Consider the following 22,765-nt stretch of genomic DNA (forward strand, 5'->3'; position numbering starts at 1 on the left):
AATAGTATGCCATGAATCATTTCCCTTGAGGGATATAGTTAGCCCGCTATACTGAGCGGATAGCAATTTCCTTTTTTCGGGTAGAATGCCCGATTTCCGTATTCTTACAGGCTAAATCACATACATGCGACTTGATAAATTTATCGCTCAGCAGCTTGGCGTCAGCCGCGCTATTGCCGGGCGTGAAATTCGTGGTAACCGCGTTACCGTCGATGGCGACATCATTAAAAATGCGGCCTTCAAACTGCTCCCGGAACATGCGGTTGCGTATGACGGTAATCCCTTAGCGCAGCAACACGGGCCACGCTATTTTATGCTTAACAAGCCGCAGGGATACGTTTGTTCAACCGACGATCCCGATCATCCAACGGTGCTGTATTTCCTGGATGAGCCGGTGGCGTATAAGCTGCATGCCGCAGGACGTCTGGATATCGATACTACCGGTCTGGTGTTAATGACAGATGACGGTCAGTGGTCGCACCGCATTACGTCGCCGCGCCATCATTGTGAAAAAACCTATCTGGTGACCCTGGAGACTCCGGTGGCAGACGATACGGCGGCGCAATTTGCTAAAGGTGTGCAGTTGCATAATGAAAAAGATCTTACTAAACCCGCTACGCTGGAGGTGGTAACGCCTGTGCAGGTCCGTCTGACCATCAGCGAAGGCCGTTATCATCAGGTGAAGCGCATGTTTGCCGCGGTAGGCAATCACGTTGTGGAACTGCACCGCGAACGGATTGGCGCCATTACGCTGGATGAGAATCTGGCTCCCGGCGAGTATCGCCCGTTGACTGAAGAAGAAATCGCCAGCGTCGGCTAACTATCTCGTTAAATTCAGGAGCTCGATGTGACTACCCGGCAGCACTCTTCCTTTGCCATTGTCTTTATCCTTGGCCTTTTGGCCATGTTAATGCCGCTGTCGATTGATATGTATCTTCCAGCGCTGCCGGTGATTTCTGCACAATTCGGCGTGCCTGCCGGTAGCGCGCAGATGACGCTCAGCACCTATATTCTGGGGTTTGCGCTGGGTCAGCTTATCTATGGTCCGATGGCGGATAGCCTCGGGCGTAAGCCAGTCATCCTGGGCGGGACGCTGGTGTTTGCCGCAGCGGCGGTCGCCTGTGCGTTGGCGCAGACTATCGATCAACTGATCGTGATGCGTTTCTTTCACGGTTTGGCGGCAGCGGCGGCAAGCGTCGTCATCAATGCGCTGATGCGGGATATTTATCCAAAGGAAGAGTTTTCGCGCATGATGTCGTTTGTCATGCTGGTCACCACGATAGCGCCGTTAATGGCGCCCATTGTCGGCGGCTGGGTGTTGGTATGGTTAAGCTGGCACTATATCTTCTGGATACTGGCCATCGCGGCGATTCTGGCGTCAGTCATGATCTTTGCTCTGATTAAAGAGACGCTTCCCGTTGAGCGGCGTCAGCCTTTTCATATTCGTACCACAATAGGTAACTTTGCTGCATTGTTTCGCCACAAACGCGTACTGAGTTATATGCTGGCGAGCGGGTTTAGTTTTGCCGGTATGTTCTCTTTTTTGAGCGCAGGGCCATTTGTCTATATCGAAATTAATCATGTTCCGCCGCAGGATTTCGGCTACTACTTCGCATTGAACATCGTATTCCTGTTTGTGATGACGATTATCAACAGCCGTTTTGTCAGACGAGTAGGGGCGTTAAACATGTTTCGGGCCGGGCTATGGATTCAGTTTGCGATGGCGGCGTGGATGGTTTTCAGCGCGCTGATGGGCATTGGATTCTGGGCGCTGGTGGTCGGCGTTGCGGCGTTTGTCGGCTGTGTGTCGATGGTTTCGTCCAATGCGATGGCGGTCATTTTGGATGAGTTTCCGCATATGGCCGGAACGGCATCTTCGTTGGCGGGCACCTTCCGTTTTGGTATTGGCGCCATCGTCGGCGCGTTGCTGTCACTGGCTACCTTTACCAGCGCGTGGCCGATGATCTGGTCGATTGCGCTTTGCGCCGCCTGTTCCATTCTGTTTTATCTCTACGCCAGCCGTCCCAAAAAACGGTGACCGGCGTGGTGTGTCCCTCAAATGACTGGCGAAGAACGCGCAGGAAGCGTTGAGGGACGCTATCAGCTACACGATGGCAAAGCCAAACGGCTTCCGTAGTTGATGTATATCAATTACCAATTCATCATTTCCCTTCTTTATGTTTATTTTATGTAAAATCCATTTATGTAAAAAGTCACATCATTGTAGTTAAAAAGGTTGAGTTAGATCGCAGAAACGGGTACATATAGCCCGCCGTTATCTCCGCGCCGGTAAAAATATTTTAACACCCGCTTGCTGTAGAGCCACTGACGGAGATACGGGCGTTAGCAATCTGTTTAAGGACGGATTGTCAATGATGTGTTAATATTGATGTAAATAAATTGTGAAGTAATTGTGCTTCCGGGGAAAGAAAGTGAATACATTACAGCTCTCAATTGTTCATCGCCTGCCGCAAAACTATCGCTGGTCGGCGGGTTTCGCGGGGTCAAAGGTTGAACCGATTCCGCAAAACGGGCAGAGCACCGAGAATAGTCTGGTGGCGCTTAAACTGTTGAGTCCGGCAGGCGATAGCGCGTGGTCGGTGATGCATAAGCTCAGCCAGGCGCTAAGCGATATTGAAGTCCCTTGCTCCGTGCTGGAGTGCGAAGGGGAACCATGCCTGTTCGTTAATCGTCAGGATGAGTTCGCCGCCACCTGCCGGTTGAAAAATTTCGGCGTGGCGATAGCGGAACCTTTTTCTAACCATAATCCTTTTTAAGCGTCAGCTTAACGCGAGTAGCTGACGCGTATACGCCTGTTGCGGTGCGGTAAACACGCGCTCGCATTGCCCCTGTTCAACGACTTCCCCCTGCCGCAGCACGATAACCTGATGACACAGCGCGCGGACTACCTGCAGATCGTGGCTAATGAAGATATAGGCCAGACGATGCTTTTGCTGTAGCGATTTCAGGAGAGCAAGAATCTGCGCCTGAACGGTTTTATCCAGCGATGAGGTCGGTTCATCCAGAATGATAAGCGACGGTTTTAAAATCAGCGCCCTGGCGACGGCGATACGTTGACGCTGGCCGCCGGAAAACTCAGCGGGATAACGATGCCGCGTTTCCGGGTCCAGGCCGACTTCCATCATGACCGCTTCCACCTGCTGTTCGCGCTGCGCGCCTGAAAGCGTGGGCTGGTGGACGCGCAAGCCTTCTTCGATAATTTGCAAGACGTTTAAACGCGGGTTTAGCGATGAATTCGGGTCCTGAAATACGACCTGGATACGGTGGCGAACAGGTAAAAGCTGGCGGCGGTTTAACGTATCCAGCGATTGACCGTCAAATACGATGCGGCCTTCGGAGTGGATAAGCCGTAACAGCGCCAGACCGGTGGTACTTTTCCCCGACCCTGACTCGCCGACCAGACCCAGCGTTTCGCCTGGATGCAGGGTGAAACTGATATTGTTAACCACCACATTATGATCCACGACGCGCTTCAGAATGCCTTTGCGGATCGGGAAGGCGACACGCAGCCTGTCCACTTCCAGCAATGGCGCCTGCCCGGCGGGGAGAGGGACCGGATCGCCTGCGGGTTCGCTGTTGAGTAGTTTTTGCGTGTACGGATGAGTCGGCGCGGATAACAGCGTGTCGGCGCGTTGGTACTCTACGCAATTGCCGTATTGCATTACCGCCACCGAATCCGCCAGTTTTTTTACAATGCTGAGATTATGGGTGATAAACAGCAATCCCATATTGAGCTCGCGCTGGAGTTCCCGCAGCAGGTGTAAAATCTGCGCCTGTACGGAGACGTCGAGGGCGGTGGTCGGCTCATCGGCGATAAGTAATTCCGGCCGTGTTAACAGCGCCATGGCGATCATGACGCGCTGGCGCTCGCCGCCGGAAAGCTGATGAGGATAATCGCGCAGACGCTGAGTCGCCTGGCGGATGCCGACCCGATCGAGACAATTGATAATCTCAGCCCTTGCCGCCTCCCGACGCATTCCCCGATGGAGCGACAGTACTTCATAGAGCTGTTTTTCCAGCGTATGAAGCGGGTTAAGTGAAACCATCGGTTCCTGAAAAATCATGGCGATTCTATTGCCGCGCACGCCGCGTAGCGTCTGCTCGCTGGCATGAAGCAATGATTCGCCGTGAAAACGAATATCGCCGGAGAGGTAGACGACGGGAGGGGTAGGCAAAAGACGCAGAATGGAAAGCGCCGTCACGCTTTTTCCTGACCCGGACTCGCCGACCAGCGCCAGCGTTTCCCCGGCGTTCACCTGTAACGAGATGGCGTTAACGACAGGACGCACGTTCTGTTGCTGACGGAAACCTACCGATAAATTTTCAATTGCAAGCAATGGAGATGTCATCTTATACCGCCCTGGCAGGATCAAAGGCGTCGCGTACCGCTTCGCCAATAAAAATCAGCAGCGATAACAGAATGGCGACAGACAGAAAGGCGGCGATCCCCAGCCAGGGTGCCTGTAAGTTGTTTTTCCCCTGTAAGAGAAGTTCGCCGAGAGAAGGAGAGCCAAGCGGCAGACCGAATCCCAGAAAATCCAGCGACGTCAGAGTAGTGATGGAACTACATAAAATGAACGGTAAAAATGTCAGGGTAGCGACCATCGCATTAGGCAACATATGACGCAGGATAATGTCACGATCGCTGACGCCAAGCGCCTGCGCGGCGCGGATATAGTCAAAATTGCGGGTCCGTAAAAACTCGGCGCGCACGACGCCCACCAGACTCATCCAGCCAAACAGCACGGTTATAGCCAGCAGCCACCAGAAGTTAGGCTGCACCACGCTGGAAAGTAAAATGATCAGAAACAGGGTCGGCATCCCCGACCAGACTTCAATGAGACGTTGTCCCCATAAATCGACTTTGCCGCCATAATAGCCCTGTAACGCGCCCGCCAGTACGCCCATGACGCTGGAGCAAATCGTTAACATCAGGCCGAATAAAATAGAAATGCGGGTGCCGTACAGGATGCGGGCGAAAACGTCGCCGCCATTCGCATCGGTGCCCAGCCAGTTTTTCGCCGAAGGCGGGGAGGGGAAAGGTTGTGTAGTGGCAAAGTTAATGGTATTGGCGCCAAAACGTACGGGCGCCCACAACACCCAGCCCCTATTCTCAAGCTGCCGTTGTAGCCAGGGGTCTTGATAATCCGCTGTTGTCGCCAGCGGGCCGCCGAAATCGCGCTCGCTGTAATTTTTCACCAGCGGAAAATACCACTGGCCTTCATAGCGCACCAGCAATGGTTTATCGTTAGCAATCAGTTCCGCGCATAAGCTCAGGCTGAATACGACCAAAAAAATCCATAGCGACCAGTAGCCCCGGCGATTATGGCGGAAACGCGCCCAGCGCGCCTGATTGACCGGGCTTAATCGCGGCATTATCGTCCCTCAAAATCAATGCGTGGATCGACCAGCGTATAGCTGATATCGCTCAGGATATTCAGTAATAAGCCAATCAGGGTAAAGATATAAAGCGTACCGAACATCACCGGATAGTCGCGCGAAACGGTGGCTTCGTAACCCAGCAGTCCCAGGCCGTTGAGCGAGAACATGACTTCAATCAGCAGCGATCCGGTAAAAAACATACTGATAAAGGTGGCGGGAAAACCGGCGATGACCAACAGCATGGCGTTACGAAATACGTGTTTCCAGAGAATGTTTTTTTCACTAACGCCTTTAGCACGAGCGGTAACGACATACTGTTTACGTACCTCGTCGAGAAACGAATTTTTCGTCAGCATCGTCAGGGCGGCAAAACCGCCAATGACGGTCGCCAACACCGGTAGCGTAATATGCCACAAATAATCGGTGATTTTCTGGTACCACGGTAACGTGTCAAAGTTGGCGGAGACCAGGCCACGCAGCGGAAAGATATCGTAGTAGCTGCCGCCGGCAAAAAAGACGATTAATAAAATAGCGAACAGAAAGGCAGGGATCGCATAACCGATAATGATAAACGCGCTGCTCCACACATCAAAGCGGCTGCCGTTATGGACGGCTTTGCGAATCCCCAGCGGGATAGACACCAGATAAATAATCAGCGTACTCCATAAACCTAAGGTAATAGAGACGGGAAGACTATCTTTGATCAGCGTCAGTACGGATGCGCTGCGAAACAGACTGTCGCCGAAGTCAAAAGAGAGATAGTCCCGTAGCATCTTGAAATAACGCTCATGCAGCGGTTTGTCGAAGCCGTAGCGATGGGTGATCTCCGCGATCACCTCCGGATCGAGCCCTCGGCCGCCGCGATAATGGCTGTCGCTGATATTGCCGACGCCGGTTTGCGCATGACTGGCGCGAACGCCTTCGCCGCTGGCGCCGGGCAACGCGCCGCCCTGACCAAACTCAATTGCGGCAATCGCCTGGTCGACAGGGCCGCCGGGAGCGATCTGCACGATAAAAAAGTTAATGGTAATAATGGCCCATAGCGTGGGGATCACCAGTAACAGACGGCGGATAAGATAGGCGCCCATTCGTTCTCGCTACCTCCTGGCTGCCGGTAGTTTGGCGGCTTTGTTGACATCATACCACCAGGTATCTAACCCGATGGTATATACCGGGCGAATCGCCGGATGGGAGAATTTATCCCACCAGGCGAGCCTGTCTTGCGCCATATACCACATCGGCAGCATGTAATAGTTCCAGGTCAGCACGCGATCCAGCGCCCGTCCCAGCGGCACCAGTTTCGCTTTATCACCCTGCGCTGCGATAATTTGCGCGATCAGTTTATCAACCACCGGGCTTTGTACGCCGGGAGCGTTATAACTGGAGTTAATGTACTCCGACGCCCATGAGATTTGTAGATCGGAACTGGGCCAGGGCATCGCCCGCCATAGCCTCGGCATCATGTCATAGTCGCGGCTACGCATCCGATTGGTGAGTTGAGAATTATCAACCTGACGGATAGTCATCGTAATGCCCAGACGCTGAAGATTATGCTGGAAGGGCAGAACCCACTGGCTATTACTGCTGGCAGGAAGGAGAAGTTCAAACGTCAGAGGCTTACCGGTGACGCTATTGACCCGTTGCTGTCCGTTGATCACCCATCCGGCCTGCGTCAACAAGGCGTCAGCTTTAAGAAGATTTTCGCGATCGTAGCCGTCGCCGTTAGAGACCGGCGGCTGATAGATCTGAGTGAAGACTTCAGGAGGAAGATCTTTTTTCATCGGCGCGAGTAATACCAGTTCGTCGGCGTCAGGGTAATTTCTGGCGGCGTATTCGGTATTCTGGAAGTAACTGTTGGTTCGGCTCCAGGCATTATAGAACAGCGCTTTATTCATCCACTCAAAATCGAAGGCCAGGGTGACGGCTTCACGTACCCGTCGGTCTTTAAATACCGGGCGCTGAATGTTAAAGGCCAGCCAGCGAGTGTCCTGCGCCGACTCGTTTTTCTGCTCTTCTTTAATGATGTAATGATTATCGAAATTTTTACCGATATAGCGCGTCGCCCAGTTTTTAGCATCGTTTTCCAGCCGTAGATCAAATGCGCCCGCTTTAAACGCTTCGAAAGCGACATTGTCATCAAGGTAGTAATCGTAGCGGATAGTGTCGAGGTTAAAACGTCCACGATTGACCGGCAGATTAGCCGCCCAGTAGTTTTTGACGCGTGAATAGACAATGTACTGGCCCATTTTCCACTGAGTAATCCGGTATGGCCCGCTGGCTAAGGGAGGCGTTGAAAGCGGATCGCTGAGTTTGTGATTTTTCCAGAATTTTTCGGGCATGATCGGTAATGAAAACAGGCTAAGCATGTCTTCTTTACCAGGCTTCGCCAGCTCAATTCGCACGGTTAAAGGCGCAATCGCCTTCACGGTAGTGCCTTTATAGACCAGACGAAACTGCGGTACACCTTCGGTCATAAACTTATGAAAAGTAAAGACCACATCGCGGGCGGTAATGGGCGTACCATCGTGAAAACGGGCGCGGGGATTAATCGTAATTTCCACCCAGGAATAGTCGGCGGCATAGCGGGCATGGTCGGCAATCAGTGGATAATAGCTTCCGGGTTCATCATCCGAGGTGGTAAAAAGCGTATCGTAAAGGGCTTCGGTACGTACGCCGGGATTGCCGCGCAGCGAGTAGCGGTTGAAATTATCGAACGTGCCAATAGCGGAAAGCGTCATTTGACCGCCTTTCGGCGCAGCAGGATTCACATAATCAAAGTGATCAAAGTTAAAAGCATACTTAGGTTCGCCGAGTACGGCAAAAGCGTAGCTTTCTTTGATCGCCTGGGCTTGGGCCTGGGCACCAGCGCTAACCAGGGCGACAAGCAGAAGCATTACGCGCGCAATCATCTGAAGGCGGTTTCCTTATCGTATCGTCTGTTGCAAGCCAACAGGCGTCTCGCTGAATAATAAGTGACGTCGCGTCTGATGTGAATCCGTTAAAACCATAAGGGGACTACCATTCAGGCACAGAAGGCGCCGACATCCACAGCACGAAATCTTTAAGGGGTAAAGGACGGCTAATCCAGTACCCCTGCAAATAATTAACACCATGATCGCGTAGCCAACGGGCCTGCTCCGGCGTTTCAACGCCCTCGGCCACCGTCAGCATATTCAGGCGCCTGGAGAGCGTCAGCACGGTATCCAGAACCGGCGACGTGACGGTTTCCGTGCCGATCGCCTGGATAAAGCCGCGATCAATTTTCAGATAATCTAACGTAAATCGCTCCAGATAGATCAGGGCGCTATGGCCTGTACCGAAATCATCCACGGCGATTTCAAACCCGGCGGAATGCAGCCATTCGAACAGCTTGGCCGCTTCATGCTGCTGAAGCATATCGCGTTCAGTGATTTCCAGCACAATATGAAAATGGCGCGCGGGCAGGGCGTCCCTGAGCCGGTGCATATCCTCTTTAAAACTGTCGCTGTGCAGATGTTCCGGCGCGATGTTAATGCCAAATTTGGCGCCGACGGGCATCACCTTCTGTAGCGTGGGAGCGTCGCGGGCGATCAGCTCGAACAGATGCTGCGTTAACCGTACGATAAGTTGCTGCGCTTCGGCATAGTGGATAAAGGCATCCGGCGGAATCTCTCCTGCCGTAGGGTGACGCCAGCGTAGTAAGACTTCAAGCCCGGTGACGCTCAGCGTACGAGTATCGACGACGGGCTGATAAACCACATAAAACTGCTCGTGTTTGATTGCCGTTAAAATCTCTTTGCCTGGTCGCGTCCGGAGGGCATAGATAAAGTAACAGATAAACCCCGCCACGATGCCGCTAATACAGCCCAGCATCAACGCATACCACAAATCATTGTAGGTCCAGCTATCGGCATAAAGCTGTATTTTAAGCGGCAGGCCGCTGATGGTTGCCTGTCGTGATGGCGTGCCTGGCAGCTCCGCGACGGTCAGCAGACGCGAAGAAAAGGTCGACAGCACGGTATTGCCGACAATCAGAGCGATGCCGTTAAAATCGTCCTGGCGCGTGGTATAGAGTAAGTAGGGCGTCAGGTTAATATTCAGCGATGTGAATACGCCGCTGTCATTTAATAATGGATTTCGATACCAAATCACCATTGCCGGTTTGTTGGGCATCATTGGCGTGCCGGGCAGAATCGCCATATCAACGTTTTTACGGATATCTATCTCCGGTACCAGTTGCTGAAGCGGCATATTCATGACGCCAGTGGCGGAAGAACAGAAGACTTTTTTATCTTTAATCAATAAGAAGGCGCGCACATTGAGGCTAAAAGCGGCTCTTGAGGTGAGTTCTGCGCCAACCTGCTGACAGGTGTTGATCGTCAACGGCTGAAGAATATCGGTGGTGGCTTTCAGGTCGGCGAAATAGCTGACAAGATAATGTTGTACATCAGAAAGGAGCGTATTGTATTTAACATCCCGTTTATGCCACGACAGGAAAAATTGCAGGCTACCAATAAGTAATGCTGCCGCCATCCCCGTAATGATACAGGTAAGCAGGATTTTCCGACCGGAAGAGGAGTCGCGTGTAAGCATAATTCCTGGTGTGACCTGAAAGGGCGGATGCCGGTTAAACTGGTTGATTTATAAGACTATAGCCTGGATTACCCCGTATAGTCATGCTTTTCTGTGATGCGCAGGAAAGCGTATTGCCACAGTAGTGGCTGGGTGATACGACCTGAATGCCTGATGGCGCTATGCTTATCAGGCCTATGTTCGTGTGTTGTAGACCGGATAAGACGCCACGCGTCGCCATCCGGTATATCGTCGCCTGGCGGTGTATTCTGCCAGGCCGAATACGCTATTCTGCAAAACGGATTCAGAAGGGATAATAAGCAAAAGCACTGCCGAAGCAGTGCTTTTGATATCGTCTCATCAGGTAAGCCAAGGGAAGTGCTGCCTGACGAAGATTAACTGCGGCTCAGAACTCGACGCGCTTCGTTGTAACGTTTTTTCCAGTACGGTTCGTTCATACTGGAGATAATGACGCCGCTACTGGTAGACGCATGGACAAACTGGTTATTGCCGATATAAATACCGACATGACGACCAGTGGAGCCGGCGCGGAACAGAACCAGATCGCCCGTACGCAGGTTGTTGCGTGACACTGCTTTGCCCATTTCCTGCTGTTCATAGGTTGAGCGCGGAAGCTCTAAACCAAACTGTTCCCGGAAGGTGCGTTGTACAAAGCTGGAACAGTCGACGCCTTTCTTAGTGCTGCCGCCCAGGCGATAACGCACGCCTTTCCAGTCAGCATACTGATCCATAATCCGCGACTTAACGTCGAGGTTACGCACCATGCTTTCAAATTCATCCTGAGAGGCTTGCAGTGAAGAGCTATCGCTATTGCCCACAGCATGCGTCTCAGAATGCATATTCTTTGCGGTATTGGTGGTCGTGCTACAAGCAGAAAGCAGAACCGCAACTGCAATCGCGGGAATCCCGCGCAAGATATATCTCAAAATCGGTTGAGATTTGACCATGTTGTTTGTTTTCCCTTGAAGTCCTTAACGATAAATATCGTTATAAAAATGCCAAACGTGATGAGACTAATTACCTGCACAGCTTGAGACAATTCTTTGAGCACAAATCTGTGGCGGAACGCACAAATTTATTCGCAATGAGAATAATTATCTGGCGAGGCAAAACGAATTTGAGATTACCCGATCGTTGCTGTCATTGCGAGCGATTTCGCGTGATTTTTTATAAGAATTTATGATACGAAAAGTGAGCCATCAGGACTGGTCAAATTAAGTGCAAATCGTTTAAAAAGTGGGCAATCTGTTCATTTTGCAGAGGAATAATATGACCAAAAGATGATAGGCGGGGGGGATCATCATAAATTACCTTCAACGATGCAAAAGTATCGCTGAAGGTAATGTTAATTACACGGGCTATTTGTTTAAAATTTGTTTATTTCCGCCCGGAAGATAGTTCTCAAAAAGCGCTATCGCCCGGTCGCTGAGCGGGGTCATCAGCCACCAGGGGAGGCCAATCAAAATAACCGTGAGCGAACCGACCGCAATATCGGTGAACCAGTGAGCGCCAATCATAACGCGCGGAAACGCGAAAACCACAAATATAATAAGGGCGATAATCCCCGCCATTTTGCCGAAATAACGCAGCATAAAGGCGGAAAATATCAGCAGCATCATACCGTGATCGCCCGGGAAACTATCTTTTGACGCGTCTTTTGTCGGGATGTGCAGCAACTCGCTGACGCGATAAATATGCTCAAAAGAGAGCGTTGGGCTGGCACGCTTGACGGGGATCAACGCCTGACCGAGCTGGTTAAGCAGCACCGCTGTTAACAGCATGACCAACCCGATTATCACAATGCGCCGCCGACCCGACGCGCTTTCTTTCAGCCAGAAACTGAGCATCAGCCCCCCCATCGCCAGCAGCGAACAGCCGTCAAACGCTCGCTTATTGGTAATGGCGACCCACCAGAGGAACGCGTGGCTTTCCACCAGTTTCTGGTTAAAGAAGTGGAATATGCCAGAATCAATGGGGAACCAGAAACCGTGATTGACGGGAAGATACCATGACAAAAACAGCGCCAGACCGGCGACATTAAGTAGAATTATCAAGGGATAGCGGGTTTTCATCGTCATTTCGCCATAGTTTTAAACGGTGGCAACCTTACGCGTGCGTCGCTAAACGAAGCTTCAACAAGGCCGTCTGTAACGTATTCCAGTCGGTTTCTGTGTTTGAGATAAGTTCAACCCGGCTGTCCGGCGGCGCAACGCTCTGTGTTTCGATGTGCAGGTCATCGCCCTGGCGATTGATGCGTACCAGCCCCTCTTGTATGCGCATAACGCCTTTCACCCGGCCCACCGGCGCCAGACGCGCCCATTCGAGTAGGCCAATGGTGTCAAACACGGTATCGGCATCGAAAATCCAGCCGCAGGCCTGATGACCCTGTCCGCTATTGAGGCTGCGTCGCCAGCGCTGCTGTGCGGGTAGATTTAGCGCGGCGAGTCCTTTTTTACTGGCATGAGTGTGAGAATGCGCGGCGCTGGCCGGCAGTTTCGCCAGATTTTGTCGCGGTAAATCCAGAAGCTTACCGTCTATCTGTCCATGTTCGGCATGAATCAGTTGACGATCGCCGCCGTACTGTTGCCACCACTGTTGCAGGGCGGCATCGCTCTGCGCCGTGGCTCGGTCGGTTTTATTGGCGATGATAATATCGGCTGAGGCGAGCTGATCGCGGAAATTTTCATTGGCGACGCTCTGTTGGTCCAGTAGCAGGCGAGGGTCCAGGATGCAGAGCGTGGCGCGTAAATCAATCCACGGCTCATAAACCGGCGCAGTCAATAAATCCAGAATCTGTTTTGGGTGTCCCAGACCGGTCGGTTCAATCAGCAACCGGTCAGGGTTGCCCTGGCGCAGCAGCGTGTTGAGCCCCACCTGCATAGGCAACCCGTTGACGCAGCACATGCAGCCGCCGGGGATCTCTTTTAGCAGTGCGCCGCTGTCGGCAAGTAGCGCGCCGTCAATACCCACTTCGCCAAATTCATTGACCAGGACGGCCCACTTTTCAGCCGGATCTTTATGGGCTAATAAATGAAGGATAGAGGTTGTTTTTCCGCTACCGAGAAATCCAGTAATAAGATTGGTTTTGGTCACGTTAGCTCCAGAGTATTGATACAACATAACAACTTTCAATAATCCTGGCGAAGAAATGTGAAAAAGAGAAGAGGCGAGTTGACAAAGTCGTACTTCTCCCCTCTTAAGAGCAGAAAATGTTAACTTTTTAACGCTTCTCTTTCCTGTTGCAGGACAGCCAGTACCCTGCGGATTTGCTGTATTGGCAGACCGCCAAAGCCAAAAAGCATCACTGTTTCGTGATTCTCTTTTCGCCAGGCGATTTCGGAGCCGTTTTCTATCTCCATCAACGTATCGAAGCAAATACCAGCGCGCAGACAGCGCTGGCGTAGCTGCGCGACGACCGCCGCGGGCCACGGGATGCGCAACGACAGATGCAGCCCTGCGGATGCGCCGCCAATTTCCCCTTCGCTAAAAAGCGTTGTCAGGCCCGTACGTAATAGCGCCTGGCGGGCGGCATACTGGCAGGCCAGTTTACTGATGTGAGTATAAAAAACCTGGTTTTGCATCAGCTCCGCTAAAAACTGTTGTAGCAGCCACTGACTGCCATTATTGCTCAGCGCTTTCATATTTTGCAGGGCGGGAAGCAGCGCGTCCGGGCAGATGAGGTAGCCAAGACGCACCCCTGGCCCCAGCGTTTTAGAAAAGGTGCCGGTATAAATGACCCGATCGTGATAATCCATCGCTTTCAGCGCAGGCAAGGGATTATCGCTGTATGTGAAGACCGCATCATAATCGTCTTCAATAATATAAGTGCCGACGCGCAGCGCCCAGCTTAACAAGGCCTCTCGCCGCGCCAACGAAAGCGTATAGCCCAGCGGATACTGATGCGCTGGCGTGACGTAACAAAGTTGGGTGTTACATTCAGGTAATTTATCGGTACAAATGCCTTGTCGATCGACTGCGACAGGCGTAACGGCGGCGCCGTAATAATTAAAAAGATGCCAGGCGCCGGAATAACAAGGGGATTCCGTCACAATATGACATTTTTCTTGCCGCTGCTGCGCCTGGTGTAGAATAAATATTTGGCTGAGAAGGGAGAGTCCTTCCTGAATACCATTGGTAATAATGATATTGTCCGGCGAGGTATTAATACCTCTGGACAAATTAAGATAGCGAACCACTTGTTCACGGAGTGAAAATAATCCACTTGGTGAATGATATCTGGTCATTAATTGTTCTTTTTGCAGTGCCGGCACATTATTCCACTTGCGCCAGCTTGACCAGGGAAACGCGTTAGGATCGGGAATGCCTATACGGCAATAGATCTCCCGCCCTTGCTCGCTATACACGTCGCTGGCTACGCCTGGCGGCCCTGGGGTAGGCGGAGGGGAGCCCGTCACAGAAAGCATAGCAGGCTGGATGCTGCGTAACGGGGCGGTAAAGATAACTTCATAGCCAATTCCTCGTCGGCTTTTGATATACCCTGCCGCCGTTAATTTTTCATAAGCCATCACCACCGTTATTTTCGCCACATTTAACCGCAGCGCCAGTTCGCGAATGGAGGGAAGCTTATCGCCGCAAAGTAAATCGCCGTGCTGAATGGCCTGAAAATAATATTGAAATATTTGTAATTGCAGCGGCGTGGTGCTTTCCCTGTTCAGAGATAATGACAGCATAAGAGATTCCTCATTATTGCGCTAACGGTATATTACGAATTACGCAAGCCGGTTATTTTGATGCGCCTCATAGTGTGAAGCGTGTTCCTATCATTCACCACGGGTGTCTCTATTTTCGTTTTTTAATATCGCTTAGCGTGCCGGTATTAAAATAATGGAGGCAGATATGTCGTGGATAAAAAAGAGCGCGCTATGGTGGGGATTTGGCGGCGCGGCGGCGATGGTGCTTGTTATTGCGGGAACCTGGCAGGGGGTGCATTACACCAGTACGACGGAGTTTTGTTTATCGTGCCATGCAATGCGCACCGTCGGCGAGGAATATCGCAGCAGTACGCATTTTCGTAACGCCTCTGGCGTGCGCGCTGAGTGCAAAGATTGCCATATTCCCCCCGGCATTGTGCCGACACTGGTGCGTAAAACCGAAGCGTTAAACGATCTTTACCACACCTTTATCTCCCCTTCGATCGATACGCCTGAAAAATTTGCCGGGAAACGCGCGGAGCTGGCGCAGCGCGAATGGCAACGGATGAGCGCCAACAATTCGGCGACCTGCAAATCCTGTCATCGCTATGAGGCAATGGATCACGCGAAGCAATCCGCTAACGCCGCGGCGCAAATGTCCGCTGCCGCGGCGAAAAACAGCAATTGTATCGATTGTCACAAAGGAATAGCGCACCACAAACCGGATATGAGCAGCGGTTTTCGCGAGCGTTATCAACAATTGCTACGCCAGGGTGAAGCCCAGGCGGATACCGACACGCTGTACACGCTAAGTGAAAACGCGCTTACCGCCGCGCCCGGAGCGCCAGTCGGGAAAGCTCTGCTTTTCCCGGCAACGCCGGTGAAAGTACTGAAAAGAGAGAAAGGTAACTTTCTGGTGGAAGTGACCGGCTGGCGGGAAAGTAAAGGCCGCGGGCGAGTGATCACCCAATTCAGGGGCAAGCGCGTGTTTTCCGCCGTACTGGATGCCACGCTGATGGACAACGTCAAAGTGCTGCAAACGCAGATCGATCCTGAATCTCATCAGCAGTGGCAGCAGGTGAGCGTCACCGCCTGGAGTCCCGCAACGGGATTTATCAATAACGTCGATCCGCTTTGGCAGTATGCCGATCAAATGCTGCAATCCACCTGTAGCGCCTGCCATAGCACGCCGCCGCCGACCCGTTATACCGCCAACGGCTGGATAGCCGGATTGAAAGCCATGTCCACCTATTACCGGCTTAACCCGGTGGAAGAGCGCACGTTGCTGAAATACCTCCAGACCCATGCCAGCGATGTGACCACATCCGAGAAAAAATGAGGAGAAGTTATGGATAGCCAAGAGATTAACGCGTCGCGTCGACGTTTTCTGACCGCTATGCTGGCGGTGGGCGCCGCCAGCGCGCTTGCGCCGTCCCCGCTGATCAAAAAAGCGTGGGCTGCCGGTGAAAATCCTGAACACTGGATTCAGTCCGGCTCGCATTTTGGTGCTTTTGAAGCAAAAGTGATGAATGGCGAGTGGGTTGCGACCCGGCCATTCAAACAGGATAAATATCCCTGCGATATGCTCAACGCCGTTCGCGAGGTGGTGTATAACCCTTCACGCGTTCGCTATCCGATGGTCCGGCTTGACTGGCTGCGTCAGCGTGAAAAATCCGATCGTCGCCAGCGGGGCGATAATCGTTTTGTGCGTGTAAGTTGGGATCGGGCGTTAGATCTTTTTTATGAGGAGCTGGAGCGGGTACAAAAAACCTACGGATCTTCCGGCGTGTTTACCGGCCTTGCCGACTGGCAAATGGTGGGGAAATATCATAAGGCTGGCGGAGCGATGGATAGAGGGCTGGGGCTACATGGGAGCTATGTGACCACTGTTGGCGACTATTCTGCGGCCGCAGCGCAGGTGATTCTGCCGCATGTCATTGGCTCACTGGAAGTTTATGAGCAACAAACCTCGCTGCCGCTGGTGATTGAACATAGCCAGACTATTGTGCTGTGGGGCTGTGATCCGATCAAAAATTTGCAGATCGAATTTCTGGTGCCCGATCACGATGCGTTCGGCTACTGGGCGCAGATAAAAGAGGCGGTGGCGCAAGGAAAAATACGCGTGATTAGCGTCGATCCGGTGCGAAGCAAGACGCAAAACTATCTTAATTGTGAACAGTTACCGCTGCGTCCGCAAACGGATGTCGCCCTGATGCTGGGGGTAGCGCACACCCTGTATGTCGAGAAACGTTACGATGTGAATTTTATTAATGATTACACCGTCGGTTTTGAGCAGTTCCTGCCTTATTTATTGGGAACGACGGATAAGCAACCGAAAGATGCGCAGTGGGCGGCGGAAATTTGCGGCCTGAGCGCGGAAAACATCCGGGATTTCGCCCGCATATTGGTCAGTGGGCGTACGCAGTTTATGGGCGGCTGGTGCGTACAGCGGATGCATCACGGCGAACAGTATCCGTGGATGCTGGTGGTGCTTGCCAGTATGGTCGGACAAATCGGTCTGCCCGGCGGCGGCGTTGGATTTGGCTGGCACTATAACGGCGGCGGGACCGTGACTTCCGCGGGGCCGGTGCTGTCCGGGCTTGGCAGTATTGCTAATCCGCCAGCGGCAAAATATAAGCCGGATTTTCGCGGCGCGTCAGAACATATTCCCACTTCGCGAATTGTCGATTGTCTGCTGACGCCGGGTAAAAAAATCGCCTTTAACGGAGAGACATTAACCTACCCGGATATCAAAATGGCGATTTATAGCGCGGCGAATCCGTTTCATGCGCAGCAGGATCGCAACCGTATGATTGAGGCCTGGGAGAAGCTGGAAACGGTGGTGGTGCTGGACCATCAGTGGACCGCCTCCTGCCGTTTCGCCGACATCGTATTGCCTGTCACTACGCGCTTTGAACGTAATGATATTGAACAGTTCGGCACGCATTCGAATAAAGGTCTGATGGCGTTGCATCAGGTGGTCAAACCGCAATTCGAGGCGCGGCATGATTTTGATATTTTCGCCGGGTTGTGCAAACGCTTCGATCGCGAGGCGGCGTACCGCGAAAATCGCGATGAAATGCAGTGGATTAATGCTATTTATGATGAAGGGGTGAAAACCGGGGCGGCGCTGGGCGTTACTCTGCCGGATTTCGACAGCTTCTGGCAGGGCGAAGGCTACATTGAATATCCGGCGGGGCAGCCGTGGGTGCGCCATAGCGAGTTTCGCGAGCAGCCTGACCTGAACCCGCTCGGAACGCCTTCGGGATTAATCGAAATTTTCAGTAAGACGATAGCCGGATTTGGCTATGCGGATTGTCCCGGGCATCCCGTCTGGATGGAGCCGTTCGAACGCAGCCACAGCAAAGCGAAAACAAAATATCCGCTACATCTGCAATCCTGCCATCCGGATAAACGGCTTCATTCTCAACTTTGTTCCAGCGACGCGTTTCGCAAAACGTACGCCGTCGCAGGGCGGGAGCCGCTTTATATGTGTGAGCAGGATGCCCGGGCGCGCGGGCTGAAAGCCGGCGATATCGCGCGCGTTTTTAATGACCGCGGCCAGGTGCTGGCGGGCGTGGTGATTAGCGCCGATTATGTCCCCGGCGTCATTCGTATTCACGAGGGTGCCTGGTATTCTCCGCAGAAAGGCGGCAAGGCGGGAACGCTGTGTACTTACGGCGATCCCAATGTTCTGAGCGCGGACGTCGCCACGTCGCAACTGGCGCAGGGGCCATCTGCCCACACGGTTTTGGTGGAGGTGGAACGCTATCAGCCGCAGGCGCCTGACGTGACGGGATTCGGCGGTCCGGATACGGTAAAAGAGGAGGGCGAAAATGCGGCATAGTCCTCTTACCTCACGGCGCGCGGCGATATATCAGTGGTTTTCGCAACTGCTGTTTCAGGAGCTGAGTGAGGCGCAGTTGGCCGCGCTTGGCAGTCAGGAGAGCCGAGTCTGGATTGCTTCGCTCTCCGCCATTCCTGGCCTGGCTTCCGACATCAAAGGATTTGAACGTAGCCTGACGCGCGTTTTGCAGCGCGCAGCGCGGGCGCAAGAATTGGCGGCAGACTTCGCCTCGCTGTTTTTGTTGGCGCCGCCAGTGGGCGTCTCGCCGTATGCCGGACATTATCCTCATACTACGCCAGCGCAAGAGCGGCGGCAGATGAATGCGCTACTGGTGGAACAAGAACTGGCGCCACGAGAAAATGAAGCCTCCGATCATATTGCGATTCAGTTGGCGTTAATGGCGGAACAGGTCAGCAGGGAAGCGCCAGTGGCGACGCAATACTATTTTTTGCAACACCATATTCTGTGTTGGGCGCCGCTTTTTATGGCGAGCTGCCAGCAACGGGACGCCAGGGGATTTTATGTTCTCGCCGTAGTGATGATGGTGCATTTTATGCGCGAGGATGCGCAGTATCTGCAATCACTGTTAATGGATGACGTTGACTGTCGAAACCACTAAAGAAAAGGGGCAGGCTGCGCCCTGGGGCGCAGCCGAAAAACGCGAAACTTAATCCGCGCGTCCCATATAACGGCGCTCTTCGATATGAATACGGATTTTCTCACCTGCGCTCAGGTATTCGGGAACCTGAATCACCAGACCGGTGCTCAGGGTAGCGGGTTTGTTACGTGCGCTGGCTGACGCCCCTTTAATACCCGGCGCGGTTTCGACGATTTCCAGATCCACGGTCTGCGGAAGCTCCAGCGCCAGCAGTTGGCCGTCCCAGGTCAGAACCTGCATATCCGGCATTCCGCCTTCAGGCATAAACAGCAACTCTTCTTCAATCTGATCTTTGGTGAAGGTATACGGCGTATAGTCTTCTTTATCCATGAACACATATTCGTTGCCATCGACATAAGAAAAGTCAACGCCGCGACGGCTCAGGGTGACGGTATCAACGATATCGTCGCCTTTGAAACGTTCTTCCACTTTCAGACCGGTGCGGACATCGGAAAAACGCATTTTATACAGTGTGGCGGCGCCACGGGCGGTAGGCGACTGAATATCGATATCTTTCACAATCAGCAACTTGCCGTTGTAGTTCAGTACCATACCCTTTTTGATTTCGTTCGCTCTTGGCATCGAGGAGATCCTGTTGTAGAGATTATCTAAAATATCGCGTCAAACTACTCGCGCCGGGCCGTTCAGGCAAGTGGAATTGTCACTTTTGCTGGGGCAAAAAAGGTGATACTGTTCGCCCGCTTCAGCTCCGCGTTCAACGAGAATACGCGATGGCATGTCGCCCGGATGGTGGATGCGCTGTGTTGTCCCTTCTGTTTCCGGAATGTCTGAGAGCAGACCTGCTCATGATGACGTCCACATTTTAAGTCTGGATTTTGCTTTGGGCAAATTCTGTTATCTTTCATTTGGTTATAAATAGAGGGATCGAGCATGGATTGTCGTAGCGGTTGTGGCGCTTGCTGTATTGCGCCTTCAATTTCGTCGCCGATACCCGGAATGCCGAATGGCAAGCCGATGAATACTCGATGCGTGCAGCTTTCGGAAGATAACTTGTGCCTTATCTTTGGCTCACCTTTACGCCCAAAAGTGTGTTCAGGCCTACAACCGGCAAGAGATATGTGTTTAACGACCCGGGAAGAGGCAATGATTTATTTGCTGGAACTCGAACAGCAAACCTTACCATGAGATAAACCGCTTTTGGTAAACGCGTAGGGGTTTGCGTTATATCCTGAAATAGTCTGCAAAAGCTGAACATCAAATTACCTCCTTTTACCGTTAAATGGCGTAATACATGCTTCCCTTATTTCGTGGCTTCTGAAGCGGTAAATACTGCCGCTCATGGTCGTCGGCGCCTGAACGTGTACTGAATAAGCTGCCACACAAAGCAAAAACGATCAATTTTATTTATATGATAGCCTTTGACTATTAAAACAAGGGGTTTCGATCTATTTTAATTATTCACAACGATCAATATTGAAAATTCGATAGTTTATACCTATCATTGGTGGTTTCACCGATCGATATAACCAGTGTGAATGTATTGTTATTTTCTTTTAAAATACTCACATTCTTATGGACGGGTTTTATCTTATGAAGAAATATACGTTCGCAGCCAGGGCGTTTATTTTTACTCTGGTGTTGCTTTTTGTTATTTTAGTGTCCTGGCTGACAATTAGCGTTTTAAAAGGGATGTGAAATGCAGGGTGAAAATAGTGAAATTGATTTAGTCGATGTTTCTTTTTTTCTTATAAGAAAATGGTTAAGTATTGTAATGACTACCCTTATTTTTGTTGCCATTGGTTATGTTTTTGTGAACTTGCAACACGATACCAGGGTTGTGAGTATTAAAATTAAACCCAATCTGGATACGCCTGCTACCTATGCGTTATGCGGCTATATCAATGATATTCAATGTAAAGTAACGGTTATTCTTAATCGGTTTAGCCGCTTTTTGCCTGCGGAGTATAAAAACAAAATAAGCTTCGAGGCGAAAAATCAACTTATCCTTTTTAAGGCGCAGGGGAGAGAGGAAAGCATCAATAATATTATTTCCACACTGAGAAATAGCGTTGATAAAATGGCGGCATGGTATATCGATGATGGTGATATTAAACGCTATAGTTTGCATAAAAATATGTTACAAACGGAAACATATGCAAAACTATCATTGCTGTCGGAGGCAGTTAAAAATAATGCCAACATTGAAGTGATAGATGTTGCTATTACGCCACAATATAAGATGCGCCTAGTGTTGGCCCTTTGCGGGCTGATGGGCTTCATTTTTTCAATAGCTACTCTTTTATGTAAAAGGGCGCTAACAGAATATCGTGTTGAGAAAAAGACAGTGAAGGACAGCGTAGGGAACATCGCGCAGAGATAAACCCTGCGCTGAAATGCGTCGAATAGCAAAAGTATTAGGCTTGCGAGTTAAACATCTTTAATACGCGCCAGGCAGAACATTGTGGCGACAATCATCACTAACGCAAACCAGAAGACCGCATGGTAATTCCAGATTTCTGCCGCTATTCCTGCCAGCGAACCGGCAATGATCCAGCCGACGCGTATGGTATTGGTATACAGAGTGGTAGCAGAACCCGCCTGACCCGGCATCAGATCCTGAAAATAGAGCATCCCAATTCCGCCGAGAATGCCAATGTAAATCGCGTTCAACAACTGCAAGCCGAGCAACGTCGCCGGCGCGTGCGCCAGCAACATACCCGCATAAAAGCACAGTCCGGCGACAACGGCGATGCGCATTAACAGGCGTTTCCCCAACCGTTTGGCGAAGTAACCTGCAATCAGCATTGTGGGAATCTCCAGTCCGGCTGCGGTACCCATCATCACGCCTGCAAGTTTTTCCGGAAGATGCAGCTCATTGATGATAAACAGCGGCATGTTAATGATATACAGGCTGTTAGTCCCCCACATTAGCGTACAGATGACAAACAGCAACAGCGTATCGCGGCGATTACGACGCGGCGCTTCCAGCACGTCGGTTGCCAGCGGCGCATCTTTGCGCATTGACGGTAAAAACAGCCACACCATGACGCCGCAGACGATAAAAGCTACCGCCGCGCTCAAATACATCACCGTAAAGCTAAAACCCATCGCCAGCGCATAGGCCAGCGGTGGCCCAATGACCCAGGCCAATGAGACCTGGGCGCGGAGGATTGAGCTGAACATCACCGCTTCACGACCGGTACGATCGGCATGTTCACGGGCCAGCGCAAACATCTGCGGGTTGGCGGTAGAGCCGAAGCTACTGAGAAAGACCCCGATGAACAGCAAAATAAAGTAGTTACGGTTCCAGGCAAACAGCACGCAGGCCAACATGCCCAGCACACAACAGAAAACGATCAGTTTTTTGCGATCGCCTTTTTTATCTGAGCGACCCGCCAGAAACTGGCTCACGATAATGCCGATAACCGCGCTGCCAGTAAAAAAGAATCCCACCATACCGGGGCGGGCGTGAACCTCATCCGTCAGAAAAATACTGAGCGTCGGCGTCTGTAACGCACCGGCAATACCGGTGAGAAAAGCCACGATCAAAAAGGCGGTAGACGTCAGGTCGAACGATTTAGGCGCAGCGGCGGCGGGACTGTTGTGCATGTTTCTTTATCAGTGATGTGAAGAGAGGCGGAGTTTACGCTGCCCGTCAGAAAATAAACAGGT

At 51.8% G+C, this 22,765-nt stretch carries 20 protein-coding genes; 9 read left to right on the plus strand and 11 right to left on the minus strand.

Features of this window, described 5'->3' with window-relative positions; translation table 11 throughout:
- The first annotated feature begins 124 nt into the window (after positions 1 to 124).
- The 3 genes from rsuA (at position 125) to ACE15A_RS07230 (ending at position 2,777) form a co-directional block, all read left to right on the plus strand.
- Positions 125 to 820, plus strand: a complete 696-nt coding sequence (gene rsuA / locus ACE15A_RS07220; protein WP_053510511.1) for a 16S rRNA pseudouridine(516) synthase RsuA — start codon at positions 125 to 127, stop codon at positions 818 to 820.
- A 27-nt stretch (positions 821 to 847) separates the two neighbouring features.
- A complete protein-coding gene (locus ACE15A_RS07225) occupies positions 848 to 2,038 on the plus strand; it encodes a Bcr/CflA family multidrug efflux MFS transporter (protein ID WP_023248355.1) in 1,191 nt (396 codons plus the stop codon).
- 394 nt (positions 2,039 to 2,432) lie between these two features.
- A complete protein-coding gene (locus ACE15A_RS07230; protein ID WP_023248354.1) occupies positions 2,433 to 2,777 on the plus strand; it encodes a YejG family protein in 345 nt (114 codons plus the stop codon).
- Between the two features lie 3 nt (positions 2,778 to 2,780).
- Here ACE15A_RS07230 and yejF read toward each other — a convergent pair whose 3' ends face one another.
- The 9 genes from yejF to ACE15A_RS07275 form a co-directional block, all read right to left on the minus strand.
- Positions 2,781 to 4,370 (minus strand): microcin C ABC transporter ATP-binding protein YejF, encoded by a 1,590-nt coding sequence (gene yejF, locus ACE15A_RS07235; RefSeq protein ID WP_053510507.1) that lies wholly within the window; start codon positions 4,368 to 4,370, stop codon positions 2,781 to 2,783.
- Position 4,371: 1 nt separating this feature from the next.
- The gene (locus tag ACE15A_RS07240; protein ID WP_001137762.1) at positions 4,372 to 5,397 is read right to left on the minus strand and encodes an ABC transporter permease; all 1,026 of its coding nucleotides are present in this window, start codon (positions 5,395 to 5,397) and stop codon (positions 4,372 to 4,374) included.
- Positions 5,397 to 6,491, minus strand: a complete 1,095-nt coding sequence (locus ACE15A_RS07245) for a microcin C ABC transporter permease YejB (RefSeq protein WP_000501623.1) — start codon at positions 6,489 to 6,491, stop codon at positions 5,397 to 5,399. Before ACE15A_RS07245 ends, ACE15A_RS07240 begins: the two co-directional genes overlap by 1 nt.
- Positions 6,492 to 6,500: 9 nt before the next feature.
- The gene (locus tag ACE15A_RS07250) at positions 6,501 to 8,312 is read right to left on the minus strand and encodes an extracellular solute-binding protein (RefSeq protein ID WP_053510495.1); all 1,812 of its coding nucleotides are present in this window, start codon (positions 8,310 to 8,312) and stop codon (positions 6,501 to 6,503) included.
- 106 nt (positions 8,313 to 8,418) lie between these two features.
- Positions 8,419 to 9,975, minus strand: coding sequence for a cyclic di-GMP phosphodiesterase (locus ACE15A_RS07255; protein ID WP_053510490.1), 1,557 nt, complete (start codon positions 9,973 to 9,975; stop codon positions 8,419 to 8,421).
- A 374-nt stretch (positions 9,976 to 10,349) separates the two neighbouring features.
- Positions 10,350 to 10,922 (minus strand): bifunctional murein DD-endopeptidase/murein LD-carboxypeptidase, encoded by a 573-nt coding sequence (gene mepS / locus ACE15A_RS07260; protein ID WP_053510488.1) that lies wholly within the window; start codon positions 10,920 to 10,922, stop codon positions 10,350 to 10,352.
- Between the two features lie 411 nt (positions 10,923 to 11,333).
- Positions 11,334 to 12,053: a phosphatase PAP2 family protein gene (locus ACE15A_RS07265; RefSeq protein ID WP_053510486.1), complete on the minus strand. Its 720-nt coding sequence runs from the start codon at positions 12,051 to 12,053 to the stop codon at positions 11,334 to 11,336.
- A 28-nt stretch (positions 12,054 to 12,081) separates the two neighbouring features.
- Positions 12,082 to 13,068 (minus strand): GTP-binding protein, encoded by a 987-nt coding sequence (locus ACE15A_RS07270; protein ID WP_023248348.1) that lies wholly within the window; start codon positions 13,066 to 13,068, stop codon positions 12,082 to 12,084.
- Between the two features lie 119 nt (positions 13,069 to 13,187).
- Positions 13,188 to 14,666 carry a PLP-dependent aminotransferase family protein gene (locus ACE15A_RS07275; RefSeq protein ID WP_053510483.1) on the minus strand — a complete coding sequence of 493 codons (1,479 nt, stop codon included), beginning with the start codon at positions 14,664 to 14,666 and terminating at the stop codon, positions 13,188 to 13,190.
- A gap of 166 nt (positions 14,667 to 14,832) precedes the next feature.
- Between ACE15A_RS07275 and torC the strand changes: the two genes are divergently transcribed.
- From torC to torD, 3 genes are read left to right on the plus strand one after another with little or no spacing between them, the layout of a single operon-like run.
- Positions 14,833 to 15,966, plus strand: coding sequence for a pentaheme c-type cytochrome TorC (torC, locus tag ACE15A_RS07280; protein ID WP_053510481.1), 1,134 nt, complete (start codon positions 14,833 to 14,835; stop codon positions 15,964 to 15,966).
- Between the two features lie 9 nt (positions 15,967 to 15,975).
- Positions 15,976 to 18,474 carry a trimethylamine-N-oxide reductase TorA gene (gene torA, locus ACE15A_RS07285; protein WP_053510476.1) on the plus strand — a complete coding sequence of 833 codons (2,499 nt, stop codon included), beginning with the start codon at positions 15,976 to 15,978 and terminating at the stop codon, positions 18,472 to 18,474.
- Complete coding sequence (gene torD / locus ACE15A_RS07290) at positions 18,464 to 19,093, plus strand: molecular chaperone TorD (protein WP_053510475.1); 630 nt, start codon at positions 18,464 to 18,466, stop codon at positions 19,091 to 19,093. Before torA ends, torD begins: the two co-directional genes overlap by 11 nt.
- Positions 19,094 to 19,141: 48 nt before the next feature.
- On the opposite strand, the gene yeiP is transcribed toward torD, so the two are convergent.
- On the minus strand, positions 19,142 to 19,714 hold the full coding sequence (gene yeiP / locus ACE15A_RS07295; RefSeq protein ID WP_001136822.1) for an elongation factor P-like protein YeiP: 573 nt from the start codon (positions 19,712 to 19,714) through the stop codon (positions 19,142 to 19,144).
- A gap of 309 nt (positions 19,715 to 20,023) precedes the next feature.
- On the opposite strand from yeiP, the gene ACE15A_RS07300 reads away from it, so the two are divergent.
- The 3 genes from ACE15A_RS07300 to ACE15A_RS07310 all read left to right on the plus strand — a co-directional run bounded on the left by ACE15A_RS07300 (position 20,024) and on the right by ACE15A_RS07310 (position 21,473).
- Positions 20,024 to 20,278 (plus strand): YkgJ family cysteine cluster protein, encoded by a 255-nt coding sequence (locus ACE15A_RS07300; protein WP_023248343.1) that lies wholly within the window; start codon positions 20,024 to 20,026, stop codon positions 20,276 to 20,278.
- A 387-nt stretch (positions 20,279 to 20,665) separates the two neighbouring features.
- The gene (locus tag ACE15A_RS07305) at positions 20,666 to 20,788 is read left to right on the plus strand and encodes a hypothetical protein (RefSeq protein ID WP_053510472.1); all 123 of its coding nucleotides are present in this window, start codon (positions 20,666 to 20,668) and stop codon (positions 20,786 to 20,788) included.
- 1 nt (position 20,789) lies between these two features.
- Complete coding sequence (locus ACE15A_RS07310; protein ID WP_023248341.1) at positions 20,790 to 21,473, plus strand: GNVR domain-containing protein; 684 nt, start codon at positions 20,790 to 20,792, stop codon at positions 21,471 to 21,473.
- A 47-nt stretch (positions 21,474 to 21,520) separates the two neighbouring features.
- Here the strand turns inward: ACE15A_RS07310 and setB are convergent, their stop codons facing one another.
- Positions 21,521 to 22,702, minus strand: coding sequence for a sugar efflux transporter SetB (gene setB, locus ACE15A_RS07315; RefSeq protein WP_000551941.1), 1,182 nt, complete (start codon positions 22,700 to 22,702; stop codon positions 21,521 to 21,523).
- Positions 22,703 to 22,765 lie beyond the last annotated feature (63 nt).

This window comes from Salmonella sp. HY31 (assembly GCF_042604575.1).
In the GTDB taxonomy this organism is placed as follows: domain Bacteria; phylum Pseudomonadota; class Gammaproteobacteria; order Enterobacterales; family Enterobacteriaceae; genus Salmonella; species Salmonella diarizonae.